The organism is Cellulosimicrobium funkei, from assembly GCF_001019615.1.
GTDB lineage: Bacteria > Actinomycetota > Actinomycetes > Actinomycetales > Cellulomonadaceae > Cellulosimicrobium > Cellulosimicrobium cellulans_E.
The window spans coordinates 276,262-302,125 of the sequence record NZ_JNBQ01000002.1; the positions used below are offsets into that span (position 1 = coordinate 276,262).

Here is a 25,864-nt window from a genome sequence, read left to right on the forward strand (position 1 = left end):
ATGACCGGCACGAGGTGCGAGGAGGGTCTCGCATGGCGGTGACCGAGCTCGCGCGAGGGACCGCCACGCGGCGGCCCGCACGCAAGAAGGGGGACGGGAAGGCGGCGGCGCTCTTCCTCGCCCCCTGGTTCGTGGGCCTCGCGCTCATCACGGCGGGCCCGATGGCGGCGTCGCTGTACCTGTCCTTCACGGACTACAACCTGCTCCAGGCGCCGAGCTGGATCGGCTGGGACAACTACGAGCGGATGTTCGCCGACCCGCGGTTGCTCAACTCGCTCCAGGTGACGTTCACGTACGTGTTCGTCTCCGTGCCGCTCCAGCTCGCGGCCGCGCTCGGCCTCGCGCTCCTGCTCGACAAGGGACTGCGCGGGCTCGCGGTCTACCGCTCGATCTACTACCTGCCCTCGCTGCTCGGCGGGAGCGTGGCGATCGCGATCCTGTGGCGCCAGGTCTTCGGCGCCGACGGGCTCATCAACCAGGTCCTGGCGCTCGTCGGGATCGAGGGGCAGGGGTGGGTCTCGCACCCCGACTACGCGCTGGGCACGCTCGTCGCCCTCAACGTGTGGACCTTCGGGGCGCCGATGATCATCTTCCTCGCCGGGCTGCGCCAGATCCCGCGCATGTACTACGAGGCGGCGTCGATCGACGGCGCCGGCCGGTGGCGTCAGTTCCGCTCGATCACGGTGCCGATGCTCACGCCGATCATCTTCTTCAACCTCGTGCTCCAGCTCATCAACGCGTTCCAGTCCTTCACGCAGGCGTTCGTCGTGAGCGGCGGGACCGGTGGGCCGGCGGACTCGACGATGTTCTACACGCTCTACCTCTACCTCAAGGGCTTCGGCTCCCTCGAGATGGGCTACGCGTCGGCGATGGCCTGGTTCCTGCTCCTGATCATCGGCGGGATGACGTTCGTCAACTTCCTCGCCTCGAAGTACTGGGTCTTCTACGATGACTGACACCACGCACCCCGCCACGGGGACCCCCACCGACGCCGCCGTCATCGAGGACGCGGCCCCCGGGACCCGCTCCCGGTCGACGCTCTCCCAGCTCGCGGCCGACGCGCCGCCCACCGCCCCGCGACCTCGGCGTCGTGCGCAGTCCGCGCGGGTCCGGTCCGTGCTCAAGCACGTGCTGCTCGTCGCGTTCGGCCTCGTGATGCTCTACCCGCTGCTGTGGATGCTCGCGAGCTCGTTCAAGCCGTCGGCGCTGATCTTCCGCGAGCCGGGCCTCATCCCGTCCGCGGTCGACCTCGGCAACTACACCGACGGGTGGAACGCGCTCACCCACCCGTTCGGCCACTACCTGCTCAACTCCGCGGTCGTGGTGCTCGGCTCGGTGCTGGGCAACCTCGTCTCGTGCTCGCTCGCCGCCTACGCGTTCGCCCGGCTCCAGTTCCGGGGCCGCGGGGTCTGGTTCGCGATCATGCTCATGTCGATCATGCTGCCGATCCACGTCGTGATCGTGCCGCAGTACGTGCTGTTCTCCTCGCTCGAGTGGATCAACACGTTCCTGCCGCTCATCGTGCCCAAGCTGCTCGCGACCGACGCGTTCTTCATCTTCCTCATGGTCCAGTTCTTCCGCGGGATCCCCAAGGAGCTGGACGAGGCCGCGCGGCTCGACGGCTGCGGCCACGGCCGGATCTACCTGCGCATCATGATGCCGCTCGCGCTCCCGGCGCTCGCGACGACGGCGATCTTCACCTTCATCTGGACCTGGAACGACTTCTTCAGCCAGCTCATCTTCCTGACCAAGCCGGACATGTACACGGTCCCGATCGCGCTGCGCACCTTCGTGGACGCCACGGGCCAGAGCTCGTGGGGCCCGATGTTCGCCATGTCGATCGTCTCCCTGGTCCCCGTGTTCCTCGTCTTCCTCTTCGGTCAGAAGTACCTCGTCAAGGGCATCGCCACGACGGGGATCAAGTAGCTCCTCCGGCCCGCGGGCACCCGCCCGGGGGCCACCCGGTGCCGACCGGCACCGCTCCGCACGACAGAACGACGACGTCCCGTCACGCACAAGGAGAGTCATGAACACCTCGATCCACCGTTCGCGCCGGCCCGGCGCGCGCCGCGCGGCGCTGGCCGCCGCACTGACCGTCGGTGCCCTCGCCCTGACCGCCTGCGGCGGCGACGGCGGCGTCGCGAACCCGGGCGGCGACGACGAGTCGTCGTCCGCGGAGTCCGGGCCCGTCCAGATCCGCTTCTCGTGGTGGGGCTCGGACACGCGCCACCAGACGACGCAGCAGATCATCGACCTCTTCGAGGAGCAGAACCCCGACATCACGGTCGTCGCCGACTACACCGACTGGGGTGGGTACTGGGACAAGCTCGCGACCTCGGTCGCGGCCGGCGACGCGCCCGACGTCATCACGCAGGAGGAGCGCTACCTCGCGGACTACGCCTCGCGCGGCGTCCTCGCGGACCTCGGGGAGCTCGACATCGACACGAGCTCGATCGACGAGTCGGTCGTGGGCTCGGGCGAGACGGGCGGGGCGCTCTACGGCATCCCCACCGGCGTGAACGCCTACGCGGTGCTCGCCGACCCGCAGGTGTTCGCCGACGCCGGTGTCGAGGTGCCGGACGACGCCACGTGGACGTGGGAGGACTACGTCGAGGTCTCGAACGCGGTGACCGCGGGGTCGACCGACGGCATCTACGGCACGCAGGACTACGGCTTCAACGAGGCCGGCCTGTCGATCCTCGCGCGCCAGCGCGGCGAGGCCCTGTACACGCCCGAGGGTGAGCTCGGCGTCTCCGCGGAGACCGTCGCGGACTTCTTCCAGCTCTCCCTCGACCTCCAGGCGGGCGGGGGCCAGCCCGACGCCGCGCGGTCCGTCGAGCTCGAGGGCGCCGGCCCGGAGGGCTCGCTCCTCGGGACCAACCAGGGCGCCATGGGCATGTGGTGGACCAACCAGCTCGGCGCCATCAGCACCGCGTCGGGTCGCGACCTGGAGCTCCTGCGCCTCCCGGGCGAGTCCGAGGGGGAGCGCACGGGCATGTACTTCAAGCCCGCGATGTACTACTCGGTCGCCAAGACGTCCGAGCACCCCGAGGCGGCGGCGAAGTTCGTCGACTTCCTCCTCAACGACCCCGAGGCCGGGGCGCTCATGCTCTCCGACCGCGGCCTGCCCGCGAACACGGAGGTGCGCGCGGCCGTCAAGGACAGCCTCTCCCCGGCCGACAAGCAGGCCGCGGACTTCCTCGAGGCGCTCGGCGCCGACGTCGTGGACGGCCCGCCCGTCCCGCCGCAGGGCGCCGGCGACGTCGTCGAGATCCTCAAGCGCATCAACACCGAGGTGCTGTTCGAGCAGAAGTCTCCGCAGGACGCCGCGACGCAGTTCCTCGACGAGGTGGGCGCGGCCATCGGGCAGTAGCCCCGCCGTGGCGTCCCGCCACCCCTGACCGGCCGGGCCGGTCCGTCGCCCCACGGACCGGCCCGGCCAGGCCCGACCAGGACTCGCACCGGCACGACCCCACCGTCGCGCAGACCCCGCGCCCAGGACCCCGAGAGGACCGCAGACCCGTGCACCACCCCGGCACCACCCCGACCGAGACCGCGACGACAGGCCGCCCGCGGCGCTACGCCGTCGCCGGCACCGGGCACCGCGCCCGCATGTTCGTCGACGCGCTGCTCGGTGAGCACCGCGAGGACGGGCACCTGGTCGCGTGGTGCGAGCCCAACCCGGTGCGCGCCGCCTGGTACGACCGTCGCCTGGAGGCCGCGGGCCTCGGGCCGCTGCCCCGCTACGAACCGTCCGACCTCGGCCGGATGCTCGCCGAGCAGGCCGTGGACACGCTGATCGTGACGACGCCCGACCACGCCCACGCGGACTACGTCGTCGCGGCGCTCGGGGCCGGTGTCGACGTCGTGTGCGAGAAGCCGCTCACGACCGACGCGGCCGGGATGGCGCGCATCCGCGCGGCCGCCGAGCGCTCGTCGGCCACGCTCACCGTGACGTTCAACTACCGGTACTCGCCGCGCAACACCGCGCTGCGGCGCGTGATCGCCTCGGGCGAGATCGGCGACGTCGTCTCGGTGCACTTCGAGTGGCTGCTCGACACCGTGCACGGCGCCGACTACTTCCGGCGCTGGCACCGCGACAAGGCCGCGTCGGGCGGCCTCGCGGTGCACAAGGCGAGCCACCACTTCGACCTCGTCAACTGGTGGCTCGACGACGTCCCCGAGACCGTCGTCGCGCGCGGTGGCCTCCGCTTCTACGGCGACGACGGCGCCGGGCGTCCCCCGGGAGACCGCCCCGGCCTCGGGCGCGACGCCGCGCAGGACGACCCGTTCGGCATCGACCTCGCCGGGGACGACACGCTCCGCGCGCTCTACCTCGACGCGGAGGCCGAGGACGGCTACGTGCGCGACCGCGACGTGTTCGCGCCCGGCGTCACCATCGAGGACACGATCGGCGCGCTCGTGGGCTACCGCCGCGGCGCGACCCTCACCTACTCGCTCACCGCGCACAGCCCCTGGGAGGGTTACCGCGTCGCCGTCAACGGCACGCGCGGCCGGGTCGAGCTCGACGTCGTCGAGCGCGCCCACGTCGAGTCGGGGCACGCCGCCGAGGCCCTCGGGCCGGACGGCAAGCGACGCCCGGTCGTGGACCCGAGCGCCGTGCACGACCCGGGGGCGGGCGACGTCCGGCCCTACGGCGCGCGCCTCGTCGTGCAGCGGCACTGGGAGCCCGCACGCGAGCTCGTCATCGAGGAGGGCGAGGGCTCGCACGGCGGCGGCGACCGCCTGCTCCTCGCCGACGTCTTCCGGGGCGCGGGCGAGGACCCGCTCGCCCGCGCGGCGGGATACGTCGACGGCTTGCGCAGCGTCGCCGTCGGCGTCGCCGCGAACCGCTCGCTCGAGACGGGGCAGGTCGTGCGGACCGCCGACCTCGGCGTCTCGCTCGAGCGTGCCGCGACACCCCGACCCGAGGCGGTGCCGTCGTGACCGCGGCCGCGCGCGCGGTGGACACGCCCCTGCTCGTCCTGCGCCCCGAGGACGACGTCGCCGTCGCGACGCGCGACCTCGCGCCCGGGGACGTCGTGGGACTTCCCACCGGAGGCTCGGTCGACGTGCTCGACGACGTCCCGCGCGGGCACAAGGTCGCGCTGCGGGACGTCGCCACGGGCGGTCCCGTGCGCAAGTACGGCCAGGTGATCGGCGTCGCGACGCGCGACGTCCGCGCCGGCGAGCACGTGCACACGCAGAACCTCGGGTACGCGCCGGGGGAGCGCGAGCACGAGCTCGCCACGGTGCACACCCCGCTGGCGACGCCGCCCGGACCGCGCCCGACGTTCCGGGGCTACCGCCGCGCGAACGGCACGGTCGGCACGCGCAGCTACGTCGCGATCCTCACCTCGGTCAACTGCTCCGCGAGCACGGCGCGCATGATCGCCGACCAGTTCCGCGGCCTCGCGCTCGACGCCTACGACGACGTCCACGGCGTCGTCGCCCTCACGCACCAGTCAGGGTGCGGGCTCGTGCCGACGAGCGAGGGCGCCCAGGTGCTCCTGCGCACGCTGCGCGGGTACGCCGCCCACCCCAACGTCACGGGCGTCCTCGTGCTCGGCCTCGGCTGCGAGATGATCGCCGTCGACACCGTGCTCGCCGGGGCCGACCTGTCGCCGGACACGGTCGTGCGCACGCTGACCATCCAGGACACCGGGGGAGTGCGGGCCACCGTCCGCGCTGGCGTCGAGGCGGTGCGTGAGATGGTGCAGGAGATCGACGCGCGCTGGGAGCGCACCGACTGCGACGTCGCCGACCTCGTCCTGGGGCTCAACTGCGGCGGCTCCGACGGCTACTCCGGCATCACCGCGAACCCCGCGCTCGGGATCGCGTCCGACCGCCTCGTCGCGTACGGCGGCACGTCGGCGCTCGCGGAGACGCCCGAGGTGTTCGGCGCCGAGCACCTGCTCACGCGCCGGGCCGTGACGCCGGAGGTCGGGCAGCGCCTGCTCGACCGGCTCGAGTGGTGGCAGGGCTACGCCGTCGCGGGCGGGGGCACGCTCGACAACAACCCGTCGCCGGGTAACAAGGCGGGCGGGCTGACGACGATCCTCGAGAAGTCGCTCGGCGCCGTCGCCAAGGGCGGGCAGGCCGACCTCGCCGCGGTGCACGAGTACGCCGAGCCCCTCGACACCAAGGGCTTCGTCTTCATGGACACCCCCGGCTACGACCCCGTCTCCGTGACGGGGCTCGTCGCGGGCGGGGCGACCGTGGTGTGCTTCACGACGGGCCGCGGGTCCGTGTTCGGCTGCAAGCCGACGCCGAGCATCAAGCTCGGGACCAACAGCGAGCTCTTCGCGCGCATGGGCGACGACGTGGACATCGACTGCGGGCGGATCGTCGACGGCGTCGCGACGCTCGAGGAGGTGGGCGACGAGATCTTCGCGCGCATCCTCGCCGTCGCCTCGGGGGAGCAGACGGCGAGCGAGGAGCTCGACCTCGGCGGCGAGGAGTTCGTCCCGTGGCAGCTCGGCACGGTCACCTGAGGCCAGAGGACCCGGTCCTGGGGCCGCCGGCTGCGTGACATGATCGACCTCATGCTCACTCCCGCCACCGGCGCGGCCGGGTCGCGCATCGCCGGCCTCGGTCACTTCCAGCCCGAGAAGACGCTGACGAACGACGACATCGCGCAGCTCGTCGAGACCAACGACGAGTGGATCCGCTCGCGCACCGGGATCGTCACGCGGCACGTCGCCGACGACGACACGACGGTCGCCGACATGGCCACCGCGGCGGCGCGCCACGCGCTCGCCGACGCGGGCGTCGACCCCGCCGAGGTCGACCTCGTCATCGTCGCCACGGCCACCGCGACCGATCGCTCGCCCAACACCGCGGGCCGCGTCGCCTACCACCTGCGCACCGGCGTCATGCCCGGGCAGTCGACGCCGGAGGAGGCGTCCGAGCTCGACCTGCGCGGCGTCGTCGGGCCCGCCGTGCTCGACGTCAACGTCGCCTGCTCCGGGTTCGCCCACTCCGTCGGCCTCGCCGACCAGGCGATCCGCGCCGGCTCCGCCCGCACCGCCGTCGTGGTCGGCGCGGAGAAGCTCACCGCGTTCACCGACTGGACCGACCGCAGCACGTGCATCCTCACCGCCGACGGCGCGGGCGCGGCAGTGCTGCGCGCGACGGACGAGCCCGGCGTCGGGCCCGTGACCTGGGGCTCGGAGCCCGACCTCACGCCCGCCGTGCTCATCGAGTCGCCCGCGGACAAGTTCGCCCAGGACGGCCGCGCCGTCTTCAAGTGGGCCATCACGCGCGCCGCCGACCGCGCACGCTCCGTCGTGGAGCGCTCCGGCGTCTCGCTCGACGACATCGAGGTCCTCGTCGCGCACCAGGCGAACCTGCGCATCATCGAGCCCCTCGCGAAGTCCCTCGGGCTGGAGTCCAAGATCGTCGTCACCGACATCGTCGAGTCGGGCAACACGTCGGCCGCGTCCATCCCGCTCGGGCTCTCCAAGTGGTGGCACGCCGGCAAGATCCCCGCCGGCGTCCCGGCCCTGCTCTTCGGCTTCGGCGGTGGGTTCGCCTGGGCGGGCCAGGTCGTGGAGACCCCGACCCGCTGACGAGCGGTCGCCGTCGGCCCGGCCCCTGCACCGGGCCGACGGCGATGCTCGCACCCGCCTAGGGGTAGCTGACGACCTTCGCCGGGACGGTCTCGACGCCGCTGGCGCGGGGGCCGACGCCGTTGATGACGTGCTCGTACGTGCCCACCCCGCCGAGCGAGACGGTCAGCAGCGAGTGCATCCGCACGCCCGGGGTGATCGGGACCTCGAACCCGTTGTCCGAGACGATCGACGCGTCCGAGGTGAACACGCAGTAGGAGCCCAGGCCCCACGCCTCGTGGTTGCGCACGTGGTCCGCGACCTTGTACGCCGCCCACCCGCGGATGCCGTCGTGGTTCCACGCGGCCTGGTTCGGCGGGTCGTACGGGAGCTCGTTCTGGTAGAAGATCGTGCGCCCCCGCTCGCCGTTCCACAGGGTGTTGTACTTCTGGTAGTGCTCGACGAAGAGGCCGTAGCCGTCGACGTCGTCGCCGTTGACCACGAGGCCGTAGTCGGCGGTGTTGACGTCCCAGCCGATGCCCTCGCCGTGGTCACCGCGCCAGGACCAGATGTGGTCGACGATCGTGTCGTCCGCGTTGATGACGATCGCGCTGTCCACCTTGCCCGCGTGCGCGCCGCCGACGCGCACGAACACGTCGTGGATCGAGATCGGGTCGTCGGCGTGGTCCGCGCTCGAGCCGTCCGTGCCCACGGTGAGCATGCTCGGGGACTCGGCCGCCCCGGCGTCGAACAGGACGCTGGCGACCCGGACACCGTCCACGTCGCCGACCTGGAGCGCGGTCTGCCCCGCGGTGGGCACGATGGTCGCGTACCCGAGGCCGAGCACGACCGTGTCGGCGCGGTTCACCTCGATCGTCTCGTCGAGGTGGTAGACGCCCGGGGTGAGCAGGAGGTTCAGACCCTGGTCGAGCGCGGCGTTGATGTGCTCGGCGGTGTCGCCGGGGTGCGCGACGTAGAAGTCGTCGAGCGGGATCGACGTGCCGGGCGTGGAGCCGTTCTTCCACGTCGCGCCGCGCGTGCCCTCGCGCAGCGACGGGACGAAGACCGCGTAGTCGTCGCCGTCGAGGTAGAGGTACGGCTTCTCGCGGACCGTGCCCGTGGTGTCGAGCGTGGTGACCGCAGGCTCGGGGAACGTCGTCGGCGGGGCGTTCTCGGTGCCGGAGAACACCATGTTCCACAGCGTGCCGTCCCAGCCGCCCGTGAGCGTCGAGTCGCGCGTGTACCACTGCTGCTGCGTGTAGCCCCGCACCTGGCCGTCGACGACGGAGTCGGCCGTGAAGCCGCCCGACGCCCACCCGTAGCGTGACGAGTGCAGCATGAGGTTGCCCTTGACGTGGATACGACGCATCGGGGCCGCTTGCGAGACCGCCCAGCGCATGTCGCCGCCCGTCGGGGTGACGGCGAGGTTCTCGATCGAGCGCCAGAAGTTCTGCGTCGCGTTGCCCTCGAACCACTCCGCGTCGGCCCAGACGCCGCCCGTGATGTTCACGTCGTCGGGGTTCCTGCCGAGGCCGTTGACCGCGGTGTTGAAGCCGACGTTGACGTGCACCGGGTACGTGCCGGGCTCGAAGAGGAACTGGTCGCGGCGCAGCCCGAACTGGCTCTCCTCCTGCGCCGCGTACGCCGCGTCGACGGCGGCCTGGATCTGGTCCACCGGGGTGTCGGGGCCGAACACGTGCACGTTCGGCCCCAGGTCCCCGCCGCCCTCGATCGGCTCGCCCGTTCCGGGGTTCGTCCCGTCGCCCGTGGTCAGCACGCGCAGCTCCCAGATCGAGTAGCCCCAGCCGGTGCCGCGCTCGGTGCCGACGAGCCGGACGTAGCGACCGGACCCGGTGACGTCGACGACCTGCTTGCCGCCGGTCCCGTCGGTGACCGTGCGCAGGGTGCGCCACAGGGTGCCGTCGTCGGACGTCTCGACGCGGAAGCCCTTCCCGTAGGCGCCCTCCCAGTCGATCTCGATCCCGCAGACCGGCTTGATCGCGCCCAGGTCGACCTGGAGCCACTGCGCGTCGGAGAACTCGCTGCTCCAGCGCGTTCCGGCGTTGCCGTCCACGGCGAGGCCCGCGGCGTACGCGCCCTCGGCGGACGACGCCGTCGCCGCCTTCCCGAGCGCGGCGTTCGTCGTGCAGTCGTCGCCCGGGTCGACGGTTCCGCCGTCGGTCCCGGGCGTGCCGAACACCTGGAGCTCCCACAGCGAGTAGCCGTAGCCGGTGCCGCGCTCGGTGCCGAGCAGGCGCACGTAGCGTCCGGTCCCGGACACGGACAGGGTCTGCTGCCCGCCCGCACCGTCGGTGACGGTGCGCAGCGTGCGCCAGGTCGTGCCGTCGTCGGACGCCTCGATGCGGAAGCCCTTGCCGTAGGCGCCCTCCCAGCTCAAGGCGACGGAGGAGAGCGTCGAGACCTGGCCGAGGTCCACCTGGAGCCACTGGCCCTCGGCGAACTCGCTGCCCCAGCGGGTGCTCAGGTCGCCGTCGACGGCCCGTGCGGCGGCGTAGTCGCCCTGCACGCTCGATGCTGTCGCGGGCTTGCCCTGGGAGAGGTTGACGGGTCCCGCCGCGGCGGCGACGGGCGCGGCGGCCGCCACGAGCGGCGCCGCGACGCACGCCGCGGTCAGCCCGGCGGCGAGGGAGGCCAGGCGGAGCCTGGCCGGGGATCGGAGGTGCATGGTCCTGCCTTCTTCGGGTCGGTGGGTCGTGCCACGGGCACGACCGTGCCCCGGGCGCGGCGCCGTCGTGCTCGACGACGCCGCGCCCGTCGGGCGGTGGGGTGTCAGCCGACGAGCTGGTAGTTCTCGTCGAGGACGGTGCCGCGGTGCGGCTTGTAGAGGTCGTACCCGCGCGGGTTGCACTGGAGACCGCCGTTGATGCAGTGCTCCACGAGGCGCTCGAGCACCTCGGGCTCCCAGCCGTTGATGAAGTCGTAGTGCCACGACTGGTCGGAGCCGCTCACGAGCCTCACGTCGGACATGTCACCGCTCACGGGCCACGCGATCTTGAACTCGATCATCGGGACCGCGATCGGGTGCGTCATGGGGCACTGCCCGTCCACGGGGTACGCCATGTGCGCGCCGTGGCCCATGTGCGCCGAGGCGTCGGGGGACAGGTGCATGCCGTCCCAGCAGCTCGGGGCCTGGTAGCGGATGTTCAGCTCGGTGCCCTCGGGGCAGTGGGCCGGGATGTCCCAGCTCTTCGAGATGTCGCCGCACTCCCAGCCCTCGACGGCGCCCGGCGCGGTCCGGAACTCGTCGTACGTCGCCATCATGTCGCCCGCGACGAACCGCAGGCCCGGCGGGAAGGGCTTGACCTTCGTGTAGTCGTCGATCCCCGACTTGTAGTAGATCGTCATGGGGATGTCGGGCTCGATCGGGACGCCGTTCTTCTCGATCGCGGGGAACCAGTACGACGAGTGGTCCTGCGGGACCGTGCAGGTCGAGTCGGTGTTCTCGAACAGGTCCTCCGGGACCGTGAACGCGTCCGTCACGCGGTTGCCGACGAACGTGTGCAGGTGCGACCTCCCGGGCTGACCGGGGAAGACGATCGGGTCGTCGGGCAGGAAGTGCGAGAACGAGCAGTTGGCCTGGAACTCGTGGTGCGTGACCTCGTCGTCCCACTCCGGCGGGTTCTCGGGGTCCGGCGCGTCGCCGTCGCCGAACACCTGGAGCTCGTACAGCGAGTAGCCGTACTGCGTGCCGCGCTCCGTCCCGACGACCTGGACGTAGCGACCCGTCACGTCGACGTCGAACGACTGCACGCCGCCCGTCCCGTCGGCCACGGTCGCGACGGTCGTCCAGGACCGGCCGTCCTGCGACACCTGGACCGTGAAGTCCTTGCCGTACGCCGCCTCCCAGTCGAGGACGACGCGGTCGAGGTCGTGCGCCTCGCCGAGGTCGACGCGGAGCCACTGGTCGTCGCTCGGCTGGCTCGCCCAGCGGGTCGCCCGGTCGCCGTCGACCGCGAACCGGGGGCCCAGGCCGCCCGACTCGGAGCTCGACGCCGCCGTGAGCGCACCCTGGGAGAGCAGGGTGTCCGGGGCGGCGGCGGCGCTCGTCGTGACGACGACCGAGGTCGACGCGACGAGGACGCCGGTCATCGTCGCGGCGATCCGGCGTCGGCCCGTCCCGGCGCGGCGTCTGCCGTGCCGGGGAGGCGTTAGCGTGGTGGTGCGTGTCGTGCCGTGCATGCTTCCTCCTTCGAGGTCGTCGCGCGCTGCGGAGCCTCTCGGGCAGGAGCGCGCGACGCTGCGCGGATGATGGGCACGCCCGGCGTCTGTCACCGGGCGCCGTGCCGGGTGGGGGCGGTTGCCGCCGCCCCCACCCGGACGTCTGCGGGTGTCAGCGCTGGTACACGCCGAGCTCGAAGAGCGAGTAGCTCCACTCGGTGCCGCGCGCGTCGAGCTGGAGCCGCACGTAGCGGCCGTTGCCCGCGACGTCGAGGCTGTCGACCCCGCCGTCGCCGTCGGTCACCGTGCGGACCGTGGTCCAGGACTGCCCGTCGTTCGACGTCTGGATCCGGTAGGCCTTGCCGAACGCGGTCTCCCAGACGAGCTGGACGTGCTGGAACGCCTGGACGGATCCGAGGTCGACCGTCAGCCACTCGTCGTCGTTCCAGTTGCTCGCCCAGCGGGTGCCCTGGTCGCCGTCGGTCGCCTGGCCGGGGGACCAGTTCCCGTTCCAGGGGTCGAAGCTCGACGCCGTCGTGGTCTTGCCCTGCGCGATGTTCGTCCCCGCGACCGGCGGTGCGACGACGCGGAACGAGCGCGTCTCGACCCCGACGTTCCCCTTCCCGTCCTCGGCCCAGACGTAGAGCTTCCACACGCCGAGCCGCGACGGTGCGGTGACCGAGAACTTCCCCTGGCCCTTGCTCGTGAGCTCGGTCCAGGCGAGGCCGCCGGCGCCGTCGATGTACTTGCTGTTGAAGAACGCGACGTAGTTGATCGGGTCGCCGTCGGGGTCGGTCGCGGCGAGGTCGAAGTCGAGCGTGGCGCCGGCGGTCACGGACGTCGCCCCCGGGATCGCCATGCCGCTGATGCGGGGGGCCGTGTTCACGCCCGCGAGGTCGACGCCCCACGTCTGGGCGATCGCGTGGTAGCCGAGGCGCTTGTTGTTGCCGGGCGTGACGTTGAACCATACGCCGCCGAAGTCGCCCTCGACGCCGTAGTGGAAGAACGTCGCGCCGAGCGCCTTGCCCTCGTGCTCCATGAGGCACTTCCACGACAGCGGCAGCGCGCGGCTCTTCTCGATGTCGGTGGGCTCGTCCGGGACGCCGTTCGCGTCGTCCGGCACCTCCCACTCGCCGGCCGCGCCGCCCTCGGTGAGCACGTACGGCTTGCCGTAGTTCCCGGCCTCCCACGCGCTCGCGATGCTGCACACGTCGCCGTAGGCGTTGATGGAGAGCAGGTCCAGGTCGGGCGCGTGGTCGCGGATGTACGGCCACGCGCCGGTCCACGCGTCGGTGTTCGACGTCGGGTGGTTGGGGTCGATCGCGTGGATCGCGACGCTCACCTCGTTGACGAACGACGCGTACGCGTCGCGGATCTCCTCGAGCTCGGTGCCGGAGTAGCAGTTCTGGAGGCCGAGGATCGCCTCGTTGCCGATGTTCCACATGAGGACGGCCGGGTGGTTCTTGTACTCCTCGACCCAGCGCAGGATGTCGGCCTTGGTGTCGTTCTTGTACGTCGTGTCGGTGCGGTAGTCGATGCAGCCGCCCGACCCCGGGCCGCCGCCGGGCATGAGCCAGAAGCCCGCGATGACGCGGACGTCGTGCGCGGCCGCGGCGTCGAGGATCGCGCGCGAGTCGGCGCCCGTGCCCCAGGTGCGGGTCGTGTTGCCGTTGATGTCGGCGAGGCCCTGCATGCGCGGGCCGGTCTCCTCGGCGCTCGTGCCGCCCCACGTGAACCCGCGCACGGTGTACGGCTGCCCGTCCACCTGGAGGTCCCAGTCGCCGTTCCCGCCGACGACCTTCACCACGCTCGGGCCGGAGTCCTTGACCGGGACCGTCGGGTGGCCCGGGTGCACGTAGTCGGGGAACGGGTCGGTCGGGTCACCGGGGTCGGTCGGGTCGACCGGCCCCGAGCCGCCCGCCTCGCCGAACACGCGGAACTCGTAGAGCGAGTGGCCGTAGCCACCCGGACGCGCGGTCGAGAGCACGCGCACGTAGCGGCCCTCCCCGTCGACGTCGAGCACGTCCGTGCCACCGTCGCCTTGGGTCGTGGAGTAGAGCGTGCGCCACGCGGAGGCGTCGTCGGAGACCTGGACCTGGTACGCGGAGGAGAAGGCGCCCTCCCAGACGAGCTCCACACGGTCGACGCTCGCGGCCTGCTGGAGGTCGACCTGGAGCCACTGGGGGTCGCTCCAGGCGCTGGACCAGCGCGTGCCGAGGTCGCCGTCGACGGCGTTGCCCGCGGCGTACCCGGCCCAGTCGTCCTGGACGGACGACGCGGTGGCGGGCTTGCCCTGGGACAGGAGCACCGGCTCGGCGCTCGCGGTCGTCGCGGGCACGACCAGCGCCGCTCCCGCGAGCGCGCCGGAGGCCAGCGCTGCGAGCGCGGCGCGGGCCGCTCGGCGTCTGCGGGGTCGCCCGGGGGCGGTGGGGGGTGTGGTGCGCATCGTGTTCGTCTACCTCTCCGTCCGCCCCAGGTCTGCGTCGACCCGGGGCACAGTTCGTCGTCGAGCCGTACCCTCAGCCGCGGCGCCGCGGCTGAGGTATGAAGCAGGGAGAGCGCTCTTACCCGAGGCCCGAGTTTTCACCCGCTCACGAGGGCTGTCAAGCGCAGCGGCCGTGAGATCGGGTAGGAATACGTGCATAAAACGACTCAAAACGGTCACTAAGTCTGACAAACTGGTTAGTAAGAAATGGACGCCGATCCCGAGCGTGCCCCGGGCCGGTGCCAGCCGGGAAAGCGCTCTTACCCCTGCTATCGTCGATGGTGTGAGCGAGGACGTGAGGCACCGGGCGCCGACGCTCGACGACGTGGCCCGGGTGGCGGGCGTGTCGCGCGCGACGGTCTCGCGCGTCGTCAACGGCAAGCGCAAGGTCGCTCCCGCCGTCCAGGAGGTCGTCCTGGAGGCCGTCGCGACGACCGGCTACGTGCCCAACCGCGCCGCGCGCTCGCTAGTCACGCGCCGCACCGGGACCGTCGCGGTCGTCGTCTCCGGTGCCGAGCCGGCGCCCGACGACGGCCTGCACCTCCCGCGTCTGCTCGCCGACCCGTTCTTCGGCCGCGTCGTGGGGTCGTTCGTGCGGTCCCTGCGCCCGCACGACGTCCACCCCGTGCTCATGCTCGCCGACGGCGACGAGGCGAGGCGGCAGGTCGTGTCGTACCTCCGGTTCGGCAACGCCGACGGCGCGCTCCTGGTCTCCACCCACGCCGACGACCCGCTCCCCGAGCAGCTCCTGGCCACGGGCAGGCCCACGGTGCTCTTCGCCCGGCCACCGCGGCCCCTCCCGGTGAGCTACGTCGACGTCGCGAACGCCGACGGCGCACGGCTCGCCGCGCACCACCTGCTGGACCGCGGCTGCCGGACGGTCGGCGTCGTCTCAGGGCCTCTCGACGTGCTCGCCGCGCGCGACCGCCTCGACGGCTTCCGCGACGCCATGGCGCGGCGGGGTCACGCGTACGTGCCGAGCGTCGAGGGCAACTTCACGGTCGAGAGCGGCGAGGCCGCGATGCTCGAGCTGCTGCGCACCGCACCGGGGCTCGACGGCGTCTTCGTGTCGAACGACGTCATGGCGCAGGGCGCGGTCCACGCGCTGCGCGAGCAAGGGCGCCGGGTGCCGGACGACGTCGCTGTCGTCGGGTTCGACGACAGCCCCGCCGGCACGCTCACGCGCCCGGCCCTGACGACGGTGCGCCAGCCCGTGGAGGAGATGGCGGCCGAGATGGCGCGCCTCCTGCTGGAGCAGGTCGAGACCGGCGAGCCACGGGTCACGTCACGGATCTTCGACCCCGTGCTCGTCGTGCGGGACTCGGCCTAGACCGGCGCGCAGCGACGCTCGGCCGACGCCGTGCGCCGGTCAGTCGAACGTGACGCCTGTCAGCTCCTGCGAGACGGACCAGAGGCGCGCGGCTTCCGAGGCATCGCGCAGCGGGGCCCAGAGCTTCTGCTCTCCGGGCGGTCCGCCGGCGTTGCCCGGCCACTGCGGTCCGTAGAAGGCACCGCTCTTCGCGTCGGGGGACGTCGCGGCCATGAGAGCGGGCAGGGCTGCCGTCTGCGTCGTCCCGACGAGCAGTCCGTGCGAGGACAGCCACTCGATCATGCGTCGGCCTCGTGTCGCGGAGTCACGGGCGAGCTCGGGCCGTGCTGCGAGCAGGCTCGTCGGGGCGACACCGGGATGGGAGACGTTGCTCGTGATGCCCCAGTCCTGTGCCGTGCTGCGCCGGTCGAGCTCGAGCGCGAACAGCCCGACGGAGATCTTCGACTGCCGGTAGGCGCCCATCCCGTCGTAGCCCTGCTGCCACTGGAGGTCGTCCCAGCGGATCCTGCCGCTGCGTGCGGCAACGCTCGCCTGCGACGTCACCCGGGCCTGCCCGGTCCGCAGGAGCGGGAGGAGGTGGCCGGTGAGGGCGAAGTGGCCGAGGTGGTTGGTCCCGAACTGCAGCTCGAACTCGTCGGTGGTGACCTGACGTGTGGGCGGTGTCATGACGCCGGCGTTGTTGACGAGCAGGTGGATCGGCTGCCCCTCGTCGAGCAGCGTCTGCGAGAACGAGGACACGGAGGCGAGCGAGGACAGGTCCATCTCACGCAGCGTCAGGCGGGCTGCGGAGTGTCCGGCTCGGATCCGCGCCGCCGCGGCCTCGCCCTTGTGCGGGTTGCGGACCGGCATGACGACGTCGGCCCCGGCGGCGGCGAGCCGGGTCGCGATCTGGAGGCCGACGCCGTCGCTCGCGCCGGTGACGACGGCGCGCCGACCCGTGAGGTCGGGGACGGTGATCTCGTGGCTCGTACGGGGCATGAGGACTCCTCGGTGCTGGACGCGGTCGGGCCGCGGCGGACGGCCCATGCCAGGTTCAGCCAGGCGCAGCACGTTATCCACGGCCTGATGATCCGTGGCTCGGCAGCCCCAGGCACGTGACGATGGACCCATGATCGACAGAGCGGGGCTCGCCGACTTCCTGCGCACCCGTCGCGCCGTGCTGCAGCCCGAGGACGTGGGTCTGCCGCGTGGATCGCGGCGCCGCACCGAAGGGCTGCGGCGAGAGGAGGTCGCGAGCCTGTGCCACATGTCCACGGACTACTACTCCCGGCTCGAGAGGGAGCGTGGCCCGCAGCCCTCGGAGCAGATGGTCGCTTCGATCGCGCAGGGCCTGCACCTGTCGCGCGCGGAACGCGACCACCTGTTCCGGCTCGCCGGGCATCGTCCGCCCGAGCCCGGGGCGGCCGGCGATCACGTGGACCCCGGGCTGCTGCGGATCATCGAGCGCCTGGAAGACACACCGGCGGAGATCGTCACCGAGCTCGGCGAGACGCTGTGGCAGACGCCTCCCGGCGTCGCGCTCGTCGGCGACCTTCGCCGGTACACGGGCCCCTCGCGAAGCATCGGGTACCGCTGGTTCACCGATGCGTCGGTGCGCGATCTCTACTTCCCAGAGGACCACGCCTTCTACTCCCGGATGTACGCGTCGGGGCTGCGTGGGGTGCTCGCCCTGCGGGGGCCGCAGTCGCGCGCTGCCCACCTGGCCCGGCTTCTCCTCGACCGCAGCGAGGAGTTCCGCACGGTGTGGGACCGGCACGAGGTGGGCGTGCGACCACGCCAGGTCAAGCGGTACCTCCACCCGCTCGTCGGACCGCTCGAGCTCAGCTGCCAGACCCTGCTCGATCCCGAGCAGTCGCACTCGCTGCTCGTCTACACCGCAGCACCTGGTAGCCAGTCCGCGGAACGCTTGCAGCTCCTCACCGTCCTCGGACCAGCCCGGGCCTGAGACGTCGTGCGAGACGACGGCCCGCCTGCGGGACGAGTCTGGGCACAGCTCCCAGGGCGCAGGGAGGCAGAATGGACCCATGCCTCTCGCCCCGCGCTACGTCGCCGCCGACGACCGTTACGACACCATGACCTACCGCCGGACGGGGCGCAGCGGCCTCGACCTGCCCGCGATCTCGCTCGGTCTGTGGCACAACTTCGGCGACGTCAACCCGTTCGAGACGCAGCGCGCCGTGCTGCGCCGCGCGTTCGACCTCGGGATCACGCACTTCGACCTCGCCAACAACTACGGCCCGCCGTACGGCTCCGCGGAGGAGAACTTCGGCCGCCACCTCGCCCGGGACCTCGGCGCGTACCGCGACGAGCTCGTCATCTCCTCCAAGGCGGGCTACGACATGTGGCCCGGGCCGTACGGCGACGGCGGCTCGCGCAAGTACCTCCTGTCGTCGCTCGACCAGTCGCTGACGCGCACGGGCCTCGACTACGTGGACGTCTTCTACCACCACCGCCCCGACCCGAGCACGCCGCTCGAGGAGTCCATGCGGGCGCTGCACGACGCCGTCCAGCAGGGCAAGGCGCTCTACGTCGGCGTCTCGAACTACTCGCCGTCCCGCACGCGGGAGGCCGCCGCGATCCTCGCCGACCTCGGCACCCCGCTGCTCATCCACCAGCCCAGCTACTCGATGCTCAACCGCCACGTCGAGGACCCCGCGCACGAGGACCGGTACGACGGCGTCCAGAGCGAGTCGCTGCTCGACGTCGTGGGCGACCTCGGCGTCGGCACCATCGTGTTCTCGCCGCTCCAGCAGGGCCTGCTCACCGACCGCTACCTCTCCGGCTCCGCGCCCGAGGGGTCGCGCGCCGCACGCCCCGACTCCCCGTTCCTGTCCGAGCAGAACCTCGACGAGTCCTACCTCGAGAAGGCTCGCGCGCTGAACGACATCGCCACCGGCCGCGACCAGACGCTCGCCCAGCTCGCCCTCGCCTGGGTCCTGCGCGACGACCGCGTCACGTCCGCCCTCATCGGAGCGAGCAGCGTGCGCCAGCTCGAGAACAACGTCGCGGCGCTCTCGGCGCCCCCGCTCACCGCCGACGAGTCGGCTGCGATCGAGTCCGTCCTCGCGAGGTAGAACCCTGGTAGCGCGAAGGAGGACCCTGGTCACCAGGGTCTCCCTCGCGCCACCGGGGTTCTCCCTCGGCAGACCAGGGTTCTCCCTCGGCAGGGGCGGGGTCACGCCGACAGGTCGACCGACCGGCCGCGGCCCGTCGGGCGGGCCGCGTCCACGAGCAGGCGTCCGATCGCGACGTCGAGCAGGCCGAGGCCGACCGAGTCGAAGAGCGTGACCTCGTCGGGCGCGCGGCGGCCGGTCGCGCGCCCCGTGACGACGTCGCCGAGCTCGAGCCCGCACGCCGCCTCGTCGATCGCCCCCTCGGCGATCGCGAGGAGCGCGTCGCCGGACTCGTGCAGGGCGGTCGAGACCGAGTCGACGACGACGCGCGCGCGGGCCATCGCCTCGCCGTCGACCTCGCGGTGGTCGGGTCGGGGTGGCGCCCCGACGACGTTGACGTGCAGGCCGGGGTGGAACCACGCGCCGCGCACCACGGGCTCGCGCGCCGGCGTCAGCGTGCACACGACGTCGGCGGACCCGACGGCGCTCGCGGGCGAGCCCACGCGGGTCACCTTGAGGTCGGGGTGCCGCGCCGTCGTCCGCTCGACGAAGGTGCGCACGGTCGCGTCGGAGCGCGACCAGACGAGCACGTGCTCGAGGGGTCGTACCTCGGCGATCGCGCTGACGTGCTCGAGCGCCAGCCCGCCCGCCCCGACGAGGCCGAGCACGCGCGCGTCGGGACGCGCGAGCCAGCGCGTCGCGACCGCGCTCGCGGCGGCGGTGCGCAGGCGCGTGGGCAGGCCGCCGTCGAGCACCGCGACGGGTTCGCCGGTCGTCGCGTCGGCGAGCACGAGGACCGAGCGCTGCGCGGGCAGGCCCCGCTCGCGGTTCGCGGGGATGTCGGCGAGGAGCTTCGACCCCGCGAGCCCGGCGCGCGGCGACACGGCGGTCATCGGCAGGAAGTGCGCCCGGTCGTCGACGGCCGCGACGGCGAGCGGCGCCTGGGCGGCCGTCCCGTCGGCGAGGTCGGCGAACGCCTGCTCGACGACGTCGATCACCTGCGCGGGTGTCACGAGCCCGGCGAGGTCGGAACGGGTGAGGACGAGCGGCACGGGGTCTCCAGAGGTCGGGCGGGTCGGGCGGTGGGGTACGAGAGGGGCCAGCGCCGAGGGCCGGGCGGACTCTCCGGGGTGCGGGATCGCGCCGCGCGGCGGGGGTGCCGTCATGCCGTGCGGCCGAGGCGGACGAAGGGTGTCGTGAGCGCGCCGGGCGGCCTGCTGTGGGTGACGAATCCGGCGACGGCGAGCAGCGCGAGGACGTAGGGGAGCATGACGAGCAGCGCGAACGGCACGTCGACCCCGAGCGCGGGCAGCGTGAACTGCAGCGCCTGCGCGAGGCCGAACGCGAGCGCGGCGACGGCCACGCCGACGGGGCGCCAGCTCCCCGCGATGACGGCCACGACCGCGAGGTAGCCGACTCCGGCCGTCATGTTGTCGGTGAACGTGCGGACCTCGGACAGTGCGAGCTGCGTGCCGGCCAGTCCGGAGAGCAGGCCGACGACGAGGACCGCGGTGAACCGCACGCGCAGCACGCCGATGCCCGAACGGTCGGCGCTCGCCGCGTCCTCGCCGACGGCGTCGACCGCGAGTCCCCAGCGCGTCCGCCGGGACGTGAGCACTGCGAGCAGCACGACCGCCGCGAGCAGGACGTACGCGAGGCCGGTCTGGCGGAAGAGCGCCGGCCCGACCACGGGGATCTGCGACAGGAGCGGGATCGCGACGCGCTCGAACCCCGGGACCTCGGTGCCGCGCTCGAGGAGCAGGCGCGCGCCGAACGTCGTGCCGGCGAGCGCGAGAGCGTTGGCCGCGATCCCGGTGACGATCTGGTCGGCACGCAGCGTGACGCTCAGGACGGCCTGGAGCACCCCGACCAGCAGTCCCGCGACCGCGCCGCACGCGACCCCGACGAGGGCCGAGCCGCTCGACGTCGCGCCGACGACCGCGGCGAACGCGCCGGTGAGCATCATGCCCTCGACGCTCATGGTGAGGACGCCGGCGCGTTCCCCGACGAGCTCGCCGCTCGCGGCGACGAGGATCGGGACGCACAGGGCGACGCTCGCGACGAGCAGGTCGGTGAGCGTGGGGATCATCGCGTGACCTCCGGGGTGGGAGCGGTGGACGGGTGCGACAGGGTGCGCTGACCGGGTCGTGGACGGTCGTGGCCCGGGGACCGGCGGCGCGACCGTGGGCGCACGCCTGCCGGGTGTCGGACCGCCCAGATCGCGGTGCCGGCGACGCCGAGGATGACGAGGCTCTCGGTGATCTGCGTGATCGACGCCGGGACGCCGGCGGCGAGCTGGAGGTTGATCCCGCCCGAGACGAGGAACCCGAGGGCGGTCGCGATGCCCGCAGCCGCGGCGAACGAGCCGCGCGCGAGCAGACCGACGACCAGGCCGGAGAACCCGTACCCGGACGACAGCCCGTCGTCGAGCACGTGCGGCGCCGACGCGACGAGGACGCCGCCCGCGAGCCCTGCCGTGGCCCCGGCCGTCGACAGCGCGGAGAAGCGCAGCCGGTCGACGGGCAGGCCCAGCCGCAGCGACGCGGCCCGCGACTGCCCGACGGCGGCGAGCCGCACCCCGGTCGCGGTGCGGCGCAGCACGACGGACGCGACGAGCGCGGCGGCGAGCGCCAGCACGCCGCCGACCGTCGCGGGCGACCCCGGGAGGCCGAGCAGCGGCAGGTGCGCGGCGTCGACGAGCGGCGACGACTGCGGGAGGGTCTCCGAGCTCGTCACGGGCTGGCGCAGGAGCGCCTCCTCGTGGACGGCGAGCACGAGCACCGCGGCGCCCACGAAGTTCAGGAGCAGGGTCGTGATGACCTCGCTCACGCCGCGTCGCACCGCGAGCCACGCGGCGACCGACGCCCACGCCGCACCGCCCAGCGCGGCGACGAGCAGCACGAGGGGGAGGGCGACGACGGCGGGCACGGCCGGGGGCAGCGCGGTCCCGACCGCGGTGGCCGCGACCGCGCCGACGCAGATCTGGCCCTCGCCGCCGACGTTGACGAGCCCGGCGCGGTGGGCGACGAGGAAGCCTGTCGCGACGAGCAGGAGCACGGCCGCGACGTTGACCGAGGACCCGATCGCGTAGGGGGTGCCGACCATGCCCTCCCAGAGCGCGGCCGCGGCCTGCGCGGGCGTGGCACCGGCGAGGGCTGCGAGCGCGGTGCTCACGGCGAGCGCGCCGAGCACCGCGGCGAGCGGGACGAGCGCCGGGGCGAGAGCGCGCAGCCGGTCGCCGGCGCGTCGGGACCGGTCCTCGGCGGGGGCGGGCGGTCGGGCGGGAACGTCGCGCGACGGCGGGGAACCGGTCGCGGACGGGGGACCGGGCCGGTCCGCGGTGCCGAGGGACGGTTCTGGATCGACGCCGGTCGTGAGGCCGGGACGGGCGGTGGGCGCGGTCATGCGGAGGCTCCCGTCATGAGGTGGGCGACGCGGTCGCGCGCGTCGGGGTCGGCGGTGGGGACCGGGCCGCGGAGCGCACCCCGGTAGGCGACGTGGACGCGGTCGCACAGCACGAGGAGCTCGGACAGCTCGCTCGACACGACGAGGACCCCGACCCCGGCGTCGGCGGCGGCGCGCAGGTGCGCGACGACGGCGTCGACGGCCCCGAGGTCCAGCCCGCGCGTCGGCTGGGCGGCGACCACGCACCGCAGCGGGTGGAGGCTCAGCTCGCGCGCGAGCACCGCCTTCTGCTGGTTGCCGCCGGACAGGGACGAGACCGGGGCGTCGAGGCTCGCGGCCCGCACGTCGAACCGGCGCGCGAGGTCGGCGGCCGCCGCGCGCATGGCCTTCCGGTCGAGGAGGCCGAACCGCCGGAACCGGCGCAGGCCGCCGAGGAGGAGGTTCGTCGTGACGCTGAGCGAGGTCACGACGGCCTCGTGGTGGCGGTCCTCGGGCACGACGCCGAGGCCGAGCGCGGTCCGGCGCCCGGGACGCGCCGTCGTGATGTCGACGCCGTCGAGCCGGACCCGCCCCCCGGCGGGGACCACGGCACCCGACAGCGCCGCCACGAGCTCGCTCTGGCCGTTGCCCTCGACGCCGGCGATCCCGACGATCTCGCCGGGCCGCACGACCAGGTCGACCGCGTCGACCCGCCGCGCGCCGTCGGCTCCGTCGACCACGAGCCCGCGCACGTCGAGGACAGCGGGACCCACGCCGAGGGCGGCCGCGTCGACCTCGGCGACCCTGACCTCGGCCGGGCCGTCCGCCCGGGCGGTGGGACGCCCGCGCGCCCCGGTGCCGCCGGCACCGTGCTCGTCCGCATGCTCTTCCGTGTGCTCGTCGGTGCCCGGTCTCGTGACGCCGACGCTCGCCGCGAGGACCGGGTCGAGGCTCGACGCGTCGCGGCCCACCATGAGCGCGACGAGGTCGGCGGCGGTGAGCCGCTCCTCGGCACGGTCCGTGTCGGTTCCGCGGGTGCTCGTGCCGTGCGCGTCCCGCGCGAGGACGCCGGTCCCGACGACGCGCCCGCCGCGCAGGACGGTCGCGCGGTCGCCCACGCGCATGACCTCGGCGAGCTTGTGCGTGATGAGCACGACGGCGGTCCCCGCGTCCGCGACGCGGCGGCACGTCGCGAGCAGGCCGTCGATCTCGTCGGGGCCGAGGACGCCCGTGGGCTCGTCGAGCAGGAGGAGCCGCGGGCGGTCGAGGAGCGCCTTGACGATCTCGACCTGCTGGCGCGCCCCGACCGTGAGCCCGCCGACCCGCGCGCCCGGGTCGACGCGCAGGCCGAGCGTCCGCTCGATCTCGGCGAGCCGCGTCGCCAGCCCGCGCCGGTCGGGGCGCAGGCGGCGCCCCGTGCCCCGGCCGAGGAGCAGGTTCTCCTCGACGGTCAGCGTCGCGACGAGCGAGAAGTGCTGGTGCACCATCGCGACGCCGTGCGCGAGGGCGTCCGCGGGCGAGGCCGGCGCGTAGGCCTCGCCCGCGAGCAGGACCTCGCCCGACGTCGGCCGGAGCGAGCCGAACACGATGTTGCACAGCGTCGACTTCCCGGCGCCGTTCTCGCCGAGCACGCAGTGCACCTCGCCCGGGACGACGTCGAGGTCGACCGCGTCGAGCGCCGTGTGGGCGCCGAAGACCCGGGTCACGTCGCGCAGGACGAGCGCGGGCGGTTTGAGCGGTGCGGGGAGTGCTGCGGGCGCGTCGGGTGCCGCGCCGGCGCCTGCGGGGAGCGTCGTGGGCATGGGAGCTCCGTCCGGTGGGGGTGGGGTGGCGGTGGCGGCGGTCCGTCAGTACGGGGTGACGGCGCCGCTCGCGACGGACTCGGTGATCTCGTCGATCGCGGCGACGGTCTCGGGGTCGTCCGTGCAGACGACGAGCTCGGTGCCGCCGAGGTCGCTCGTCAGGCCGAACGGGACCTGGGCCGCCTCCCACGTGCCGTCGAGGACGGACCGGACGGCGTGCTCGACCTCGGTACCGACGTCGGTGCGCACGAACCCGACGTAGGGACCGCCGTCGGTGCACTCGCCGGGGATGGGGCCGCCGATCATCGACGCGCCCGCGTCCTTCGCGGCCTGCTCGATGCCCTGCTTGCCGAGGTTGACGATCTGCCCGACGACGTCGACGCCCACCCCGAAGTTGGCCGCCGCGGCCTGCTTGGCCTTGGCCGGGTCGTTGAAGTCGCCGAGGAACTGCGGCGTCACGACCGTCGTCCCGGGCACGGCCGCCTCCGCGCCGTTCGCGAACGCGACCGACGCGTTGACGATCGCGGGCAGCTCGACGCCCCCGATGAACCCGATCTTGCCCGTGGTGGACGACAGCGCGGCGAGCGCGCCGGACAGGTACTCCGCCTCGGCCTGCTGCGGGTCGTAGTAGGCGAGGTTCTCGAGCGGCTCCGCGTCGGCGGGCCCGCCGATCTCGACGAACGTGACGTCGGGGAACTGGGGCGCGACCTTGCGCAGGTCGGCGTCCGTCTGGCCGCCGACCGAGACGACGAGGTCCGACGCGCTCGCGAAGCGCACGAGCGTCTGCTCGTAGTCGGCCGCGGCGACCTCCTCCACGAACGACAGCTCGACCTCGTCGCCGAGCTCCTCCTCGAGGCGCTGGTAGCCGAGGTACGCGGACTGCATGAAGCCGGTGTCGGACGTCGACCCGGGCAGGAACACGCCGACCCGGAGCGGCTCGGCACCGGCGGTGTCCGAGTCGGTCCCGGCCTCGGTGGACGTGCCGCACGCGGAGAGGGCGACGAGGCTCGCGGCGGAGAGGGCCGCGACGGCCGCGGTGCGGAGCCGGTGGGCACGGTGCCGGGGCGACCGAGGCGTGCGGCCGGACGACGTCGGGACGGCGGTGGAGCGGGTGCTGCGCATGGGTCCTCCTGGTCGAGTTAGTGGTATACCACTAAGCCCCGAGTGTGCGGACGCCGTGTTTCGTGGGTGTCAACCGACCGTAAATCGTGCGTGACCGACCACCGCCGTGCGCCCGACGCGAGGACAGGCGTGCGGGCGGGAGGTCGCCGGCGTGCGGTGGCGGCTCAGCGCGGCCGGGGCGCCCGGTTGCGCGTGCGGGTCGCGGCCACGGGGTCGATCGGCGCCGAGGCCCAGGTCTCCGCGAGCGCGAGGCTCGGCTCGCGCCCGGACGCGACGTGCCGCGCGGCGAGCACGGCGACGGCGTCCTCGTCGCGCGCCTCGATCGCCGCGAGCATCGCGGCGTGCTCCTCGCACTGCTCGCGCGTGTCACGCTGCTTCGTGAGGTGGAAGAGCCAGCGCACGCGCGCGTCGAGGGGGGCGAGCATCGAGCGCAGGAGCGGGTTCCCGCACGCGGTCACGACGGCGGCGTGGAACCCGGCGTTGGCTGCCGCCGTCGCGGCGTCGTCGTGCGTGTCCAGGGCGGCACGGGCGGCGTCCACCGAAGCGCGCATCGCGGCGAGGTCGCTCTCCGAGCGTCGGAGCGCGGCGAGCCGGAACGCGAGCACCTCCACGTTCTCGCGGACCTCGAAGAGGTGCTCGACGTCGTCCCGCGTGAAGGGTGCGACGACGGCGCCCTGCCGAGGGACGAGGACCACGAGCCCTTCGCTCTCGAGCAGCGTCAGCGCCTCGCGCAGCGGGACGCGCGAGACGCCCAGCTCCGTCGCGATGTCGCGCTCGACGAGGCGCTGCCCCGGGTGCAGGTCGAGCCCGAGGATCCGTGCCTTGAGCGCCTCGTAGGCCGCTTCGCGCAGTGACGGACGCGCGGTGTCGTCGCGGGAGGTGGGCGTCGTGGTCACGCC

General features: G+C 73.3%; 19 protein-coding genes. 9 read left to right on the top strand and 10 right to left on the bottom strand.

Translation table 11 applies throughout. From position 1 onward, the window contains the following. The first annotated feature begins 32 nt into the window (after nt 1-32). The 6 genes from FB00_RS03695 to FB00_RS03720 all read left to right on the top strand — a co-directional run bounded on the left by FB00_RS03695 (nt 33) and on the right by FB00_RS03720 (nt 7,571). Nucleotides 33-956 carry a carbohydrate ABC transporter permease gene (locus FB00_RS03695; RefSeq protein ID WP_047231473.1) on the top strand — a complete coding sequence of 308 codons (924 nt, stop codon included), beginning with the start codon at nt 33-35 and terminating at the stop codon, nt 954-956. Further along, nucleotides 949-1,926 carry a carbohydrate ABC transporter permease gene (locus tag FB00_RS03700; protein WP_082140945.1) on the top strand — a complete coding sequence of 326 codons (978 nt, stop codon included), beginning with the start codon at nt 949-951 and terminating at the stop codon, nt 1,924-1,926. The genes FB00_RS03695 and FB00_RS03700 overlap by 8 nt, the downstream gene beginning before the upstream one ends. A 100-nt stretch (nt 1,927-2,026) precedes the next feature. Continuing rightward, on the top strand, nt 2,027-3,373 hold the full coding sequence (locus tag FB00_RS03705; RefSeq protein ID WP_047231474.1) for an ABC transporter substrate-binding protein: 1,347 nt from the start codon (nt 2,027-2,029) through the stop codon (nt 3,371-3,373). 149 nt (nt 3,374-3,522) lie between these two features. Beyond that, a complete protein-coding gene (locus tag FB00_RS03710; RefSeq protein WP_269429989.1) occupies nt 3,523-4,947 on the top strand; it encodes a Gfo/Idh/MocA family oxidoreductase in 1,425 nt (474 codons plus the stop codon). Further along, nucleotides 4,944-6,494, top strand: coding sequence for a UxaA family hydrolase (locus FB00_RS03715; RefSeq protein ID WP_047231475.1), 1,551 nt, complete (start codon nt 4,944-4,946; stop codon nt 6,492-6,494). Before FB00_RS03710 ends, FB00_RS03715 begins: the two co-directional genes overlap by 4 nt. A 51-nt stretch (nt 6,495-6,545) precedes the next feature. After that, nucleotides 6,546-7,571, top strand: coding sequence for a 3-oxoacyl-[acyl-carrier-protein] synthase III C-terminal domain-containing protein (locus FB00_RS03720; protein ID WP_047231654.1), 1,026 nt, complete (start codon nt 6,546-6,548; stop codon nt 7,569-7,571). Nucleotides 7,572-7,629: 58 nt separating this feature from the next. Here FB00_RS03720 and FB00_RS03725 read toward each other — a convergent pair whose 3' ends face one another. The 3 genes from FB00_RS03725 to FB00_RS03735 all read right to left on the bottom strand — a co-directional run bounded on the left by FB00_RS03725 (nt 7,630) and on the right by FB00_RS03735 (nt 14,175). Next, complete coding sequence (locus FB00_RS03725) at nt 7,630-10,236, bottom strand: discoidin domain-containing protein (RefSeq protein WP_047231476.1); 2,607 nt, start codon at nt 10,234-10,236, stop codon at nt 7,630-7,632. Between the two features lie 104 nt (nt 10,237-10,340). After that, on the bottom strand, nt 10,341-11,750 hold the full coding sequence (locus FB00_RS03730) for a DUF1996 domain-containing protein (protein WP_082140946.1): 1,410 nt from the start codon (nt 11,748-11,750) through the stop codon (nt 10,341-10,343). Nucleotides 11,751-11,901: 151 nt separating this feature from the next. Then, nucleotides 11,902-14,175: a discoidin domain-containing protein gene (locus FB00_RS03735; RefSeq protein ID WP_047231477.1), complete on the bottom strand. Its 2,274-nt coding sequence runs from the start codon at nt 14,173-14,175 to the stop codon at nt 11,902-11,904. 322 nt (nt 14,176-14,497) lie between these two features. On the opposite strand from FB00_RS03735, the gene FB00_RS03740 reads away from it, so the two are divergent. Beyond that, nucleotides 14,498-15,544 carry a LacI family DNA-binding transcriptional regulator gene (locus FB00_RS03740; RefSeq protein WP_047231478.1) on the top strand — a complete coding sequence of 349 codons (1,047 nt, stop codon included), beginning with the start codon at nt 14,498-14,500 and terminating at the stop codon, nt 15,542-15,544. Between the two features lie 39 nt (nt 15,545-15,583). On the opposite strand, the gene FB00_RS03745 is transcribed toward FB00_RS03740, so the two are convergent. Then, complete coding sequence (locus tag FB00_RS03745) at nt 15,584-16,522, bottom strand: SDR family oxidoreductase (protein ID WP_047231479.1); 939 nt, start codon at nt 16,520-16,522, stop codon at nt 15,584-15,586. Between the two features lie 130 nt (nt 16,523-16,652). Between FB00_RS03745 and FB00_RS03750 the strand changes: the two genes are divergently transcribed. Together FB00_RS03750 and FB00_RS03755 are read left to right on the top strand one after the other, a co-directional pair. After that, nucleotides 16,653-17,489: a helix-turn-helix transcriptional regulator gene (locus FB00_RS03750; RefSeq protein ID WP_047231480.1), complete on the top strand. Its 837-nt coding sequence runs from the start codon at nt 16,653-16,655 to the stop codon at nt 17,487-17,489. Nucleotides 17,490-17,568: 79 nt separating this feature from the next. Further along, nucleotides 17,569-18,618 carry an aldo/keto reductase gene (locus FB00_RS03755; RefSeq protein WP_047231481.1) on the top strand — a complete coding sequence of 350 codons (1,050 nt, stop codon included), beginning with the start codon at nt 17,569-17,571 and terminating at the stop codon, nt 18,616-18,618. Between the two features lie 101 nt (nt 18,619-18,719). Here the strand turns inward: FB00_RS03755 and FB00_RS03760 are convergent, their stop codons facing one another. From FB00_RS03760 to FB00_RS03785, 6 genes are all read right to left on the bottom strand, one after another. After that, nucleotides 18,720-19,709: an ornithine cyclodeaminase family protein gene (locus tag FB00_RS03760; RefSeq protein WP_047231482.1), complete on the bottom strand. Its 990-nt coding sequence runs from the start codon at nt 19,707-19,709 to the stop codon at nt 18,720-18,722. 110 nt (nt 19,710-19,819) lie between these two features. Further along, nucleotides 19,820-20,746 carry an ABC transporter permease gene (locus FB00_RS03765; protein ID WP_047231483.1) on the bottom strand — a complete coding sequence of 309 codons (927 nt, stop codon included), beginning with the start codon at nt 20,744-20,746 and terminating at the stop codon, nt 19,820-19,822. Continuing rightward, the gene (locus FB00_RS03770; RefSeq protein ID WP_082140947.1) at nt 20,743-22,062 is read right to left on the bottom strand and encodes an ABC transporter permease; all 1,320 of its coding nucleotides are present in this window, start codon (nt 22,060-22,062) and stop codon (nt 20,743-20,745) included. The genes FB00_RS03765 and FB00_RS03770 overlap by 4 nt, the downstream gene beginning before the upstream one ends. Then, nucleotides 22,059-23,843: an ABC transporter ATP-binding protein gene (locus tag FB00_RS03775; RefSeq protein ID WP_082140948.1), complete on the bottom strand. Its 1,785-nt coding sequence runs from the start codon at nt 23,841-23,843 to the stop codon at nt 22,059-22,061. The genes FB00_RS03770 and FB00_RS03775 overlap by 4 nt, the downstream gene beginning before the upstream one ends. A 45-nt stretch (nt 23,844-23,888) precedes the next feature. Further along, on the bottom strand, nt 23,889-24,965 hold the full coding sequence (locus FB00_RS03780) for a BMP family lipoprotein (protein ID WP_082140949.1): 1,077 nt from the start codon (nt 24,963-24,965) through the stop codon (nt 23,889-23,891). Nucleotides 24,966-25,129: 164 nt separating this feature from the next. Next, on the bottom strand, nt 25,130-25,861 hold the full coding sequence (locus tag FB00_RS03785; RefSeq protein ID WP_047231484.1) for a GntR family transcriptional regulator: 732 nt from the start codon (nt 25,859-25,861) through the stop codon (nt 25,130-25,132). Nucleotides 25,862-25,864 lie beyond the last annotated feature (3 nt).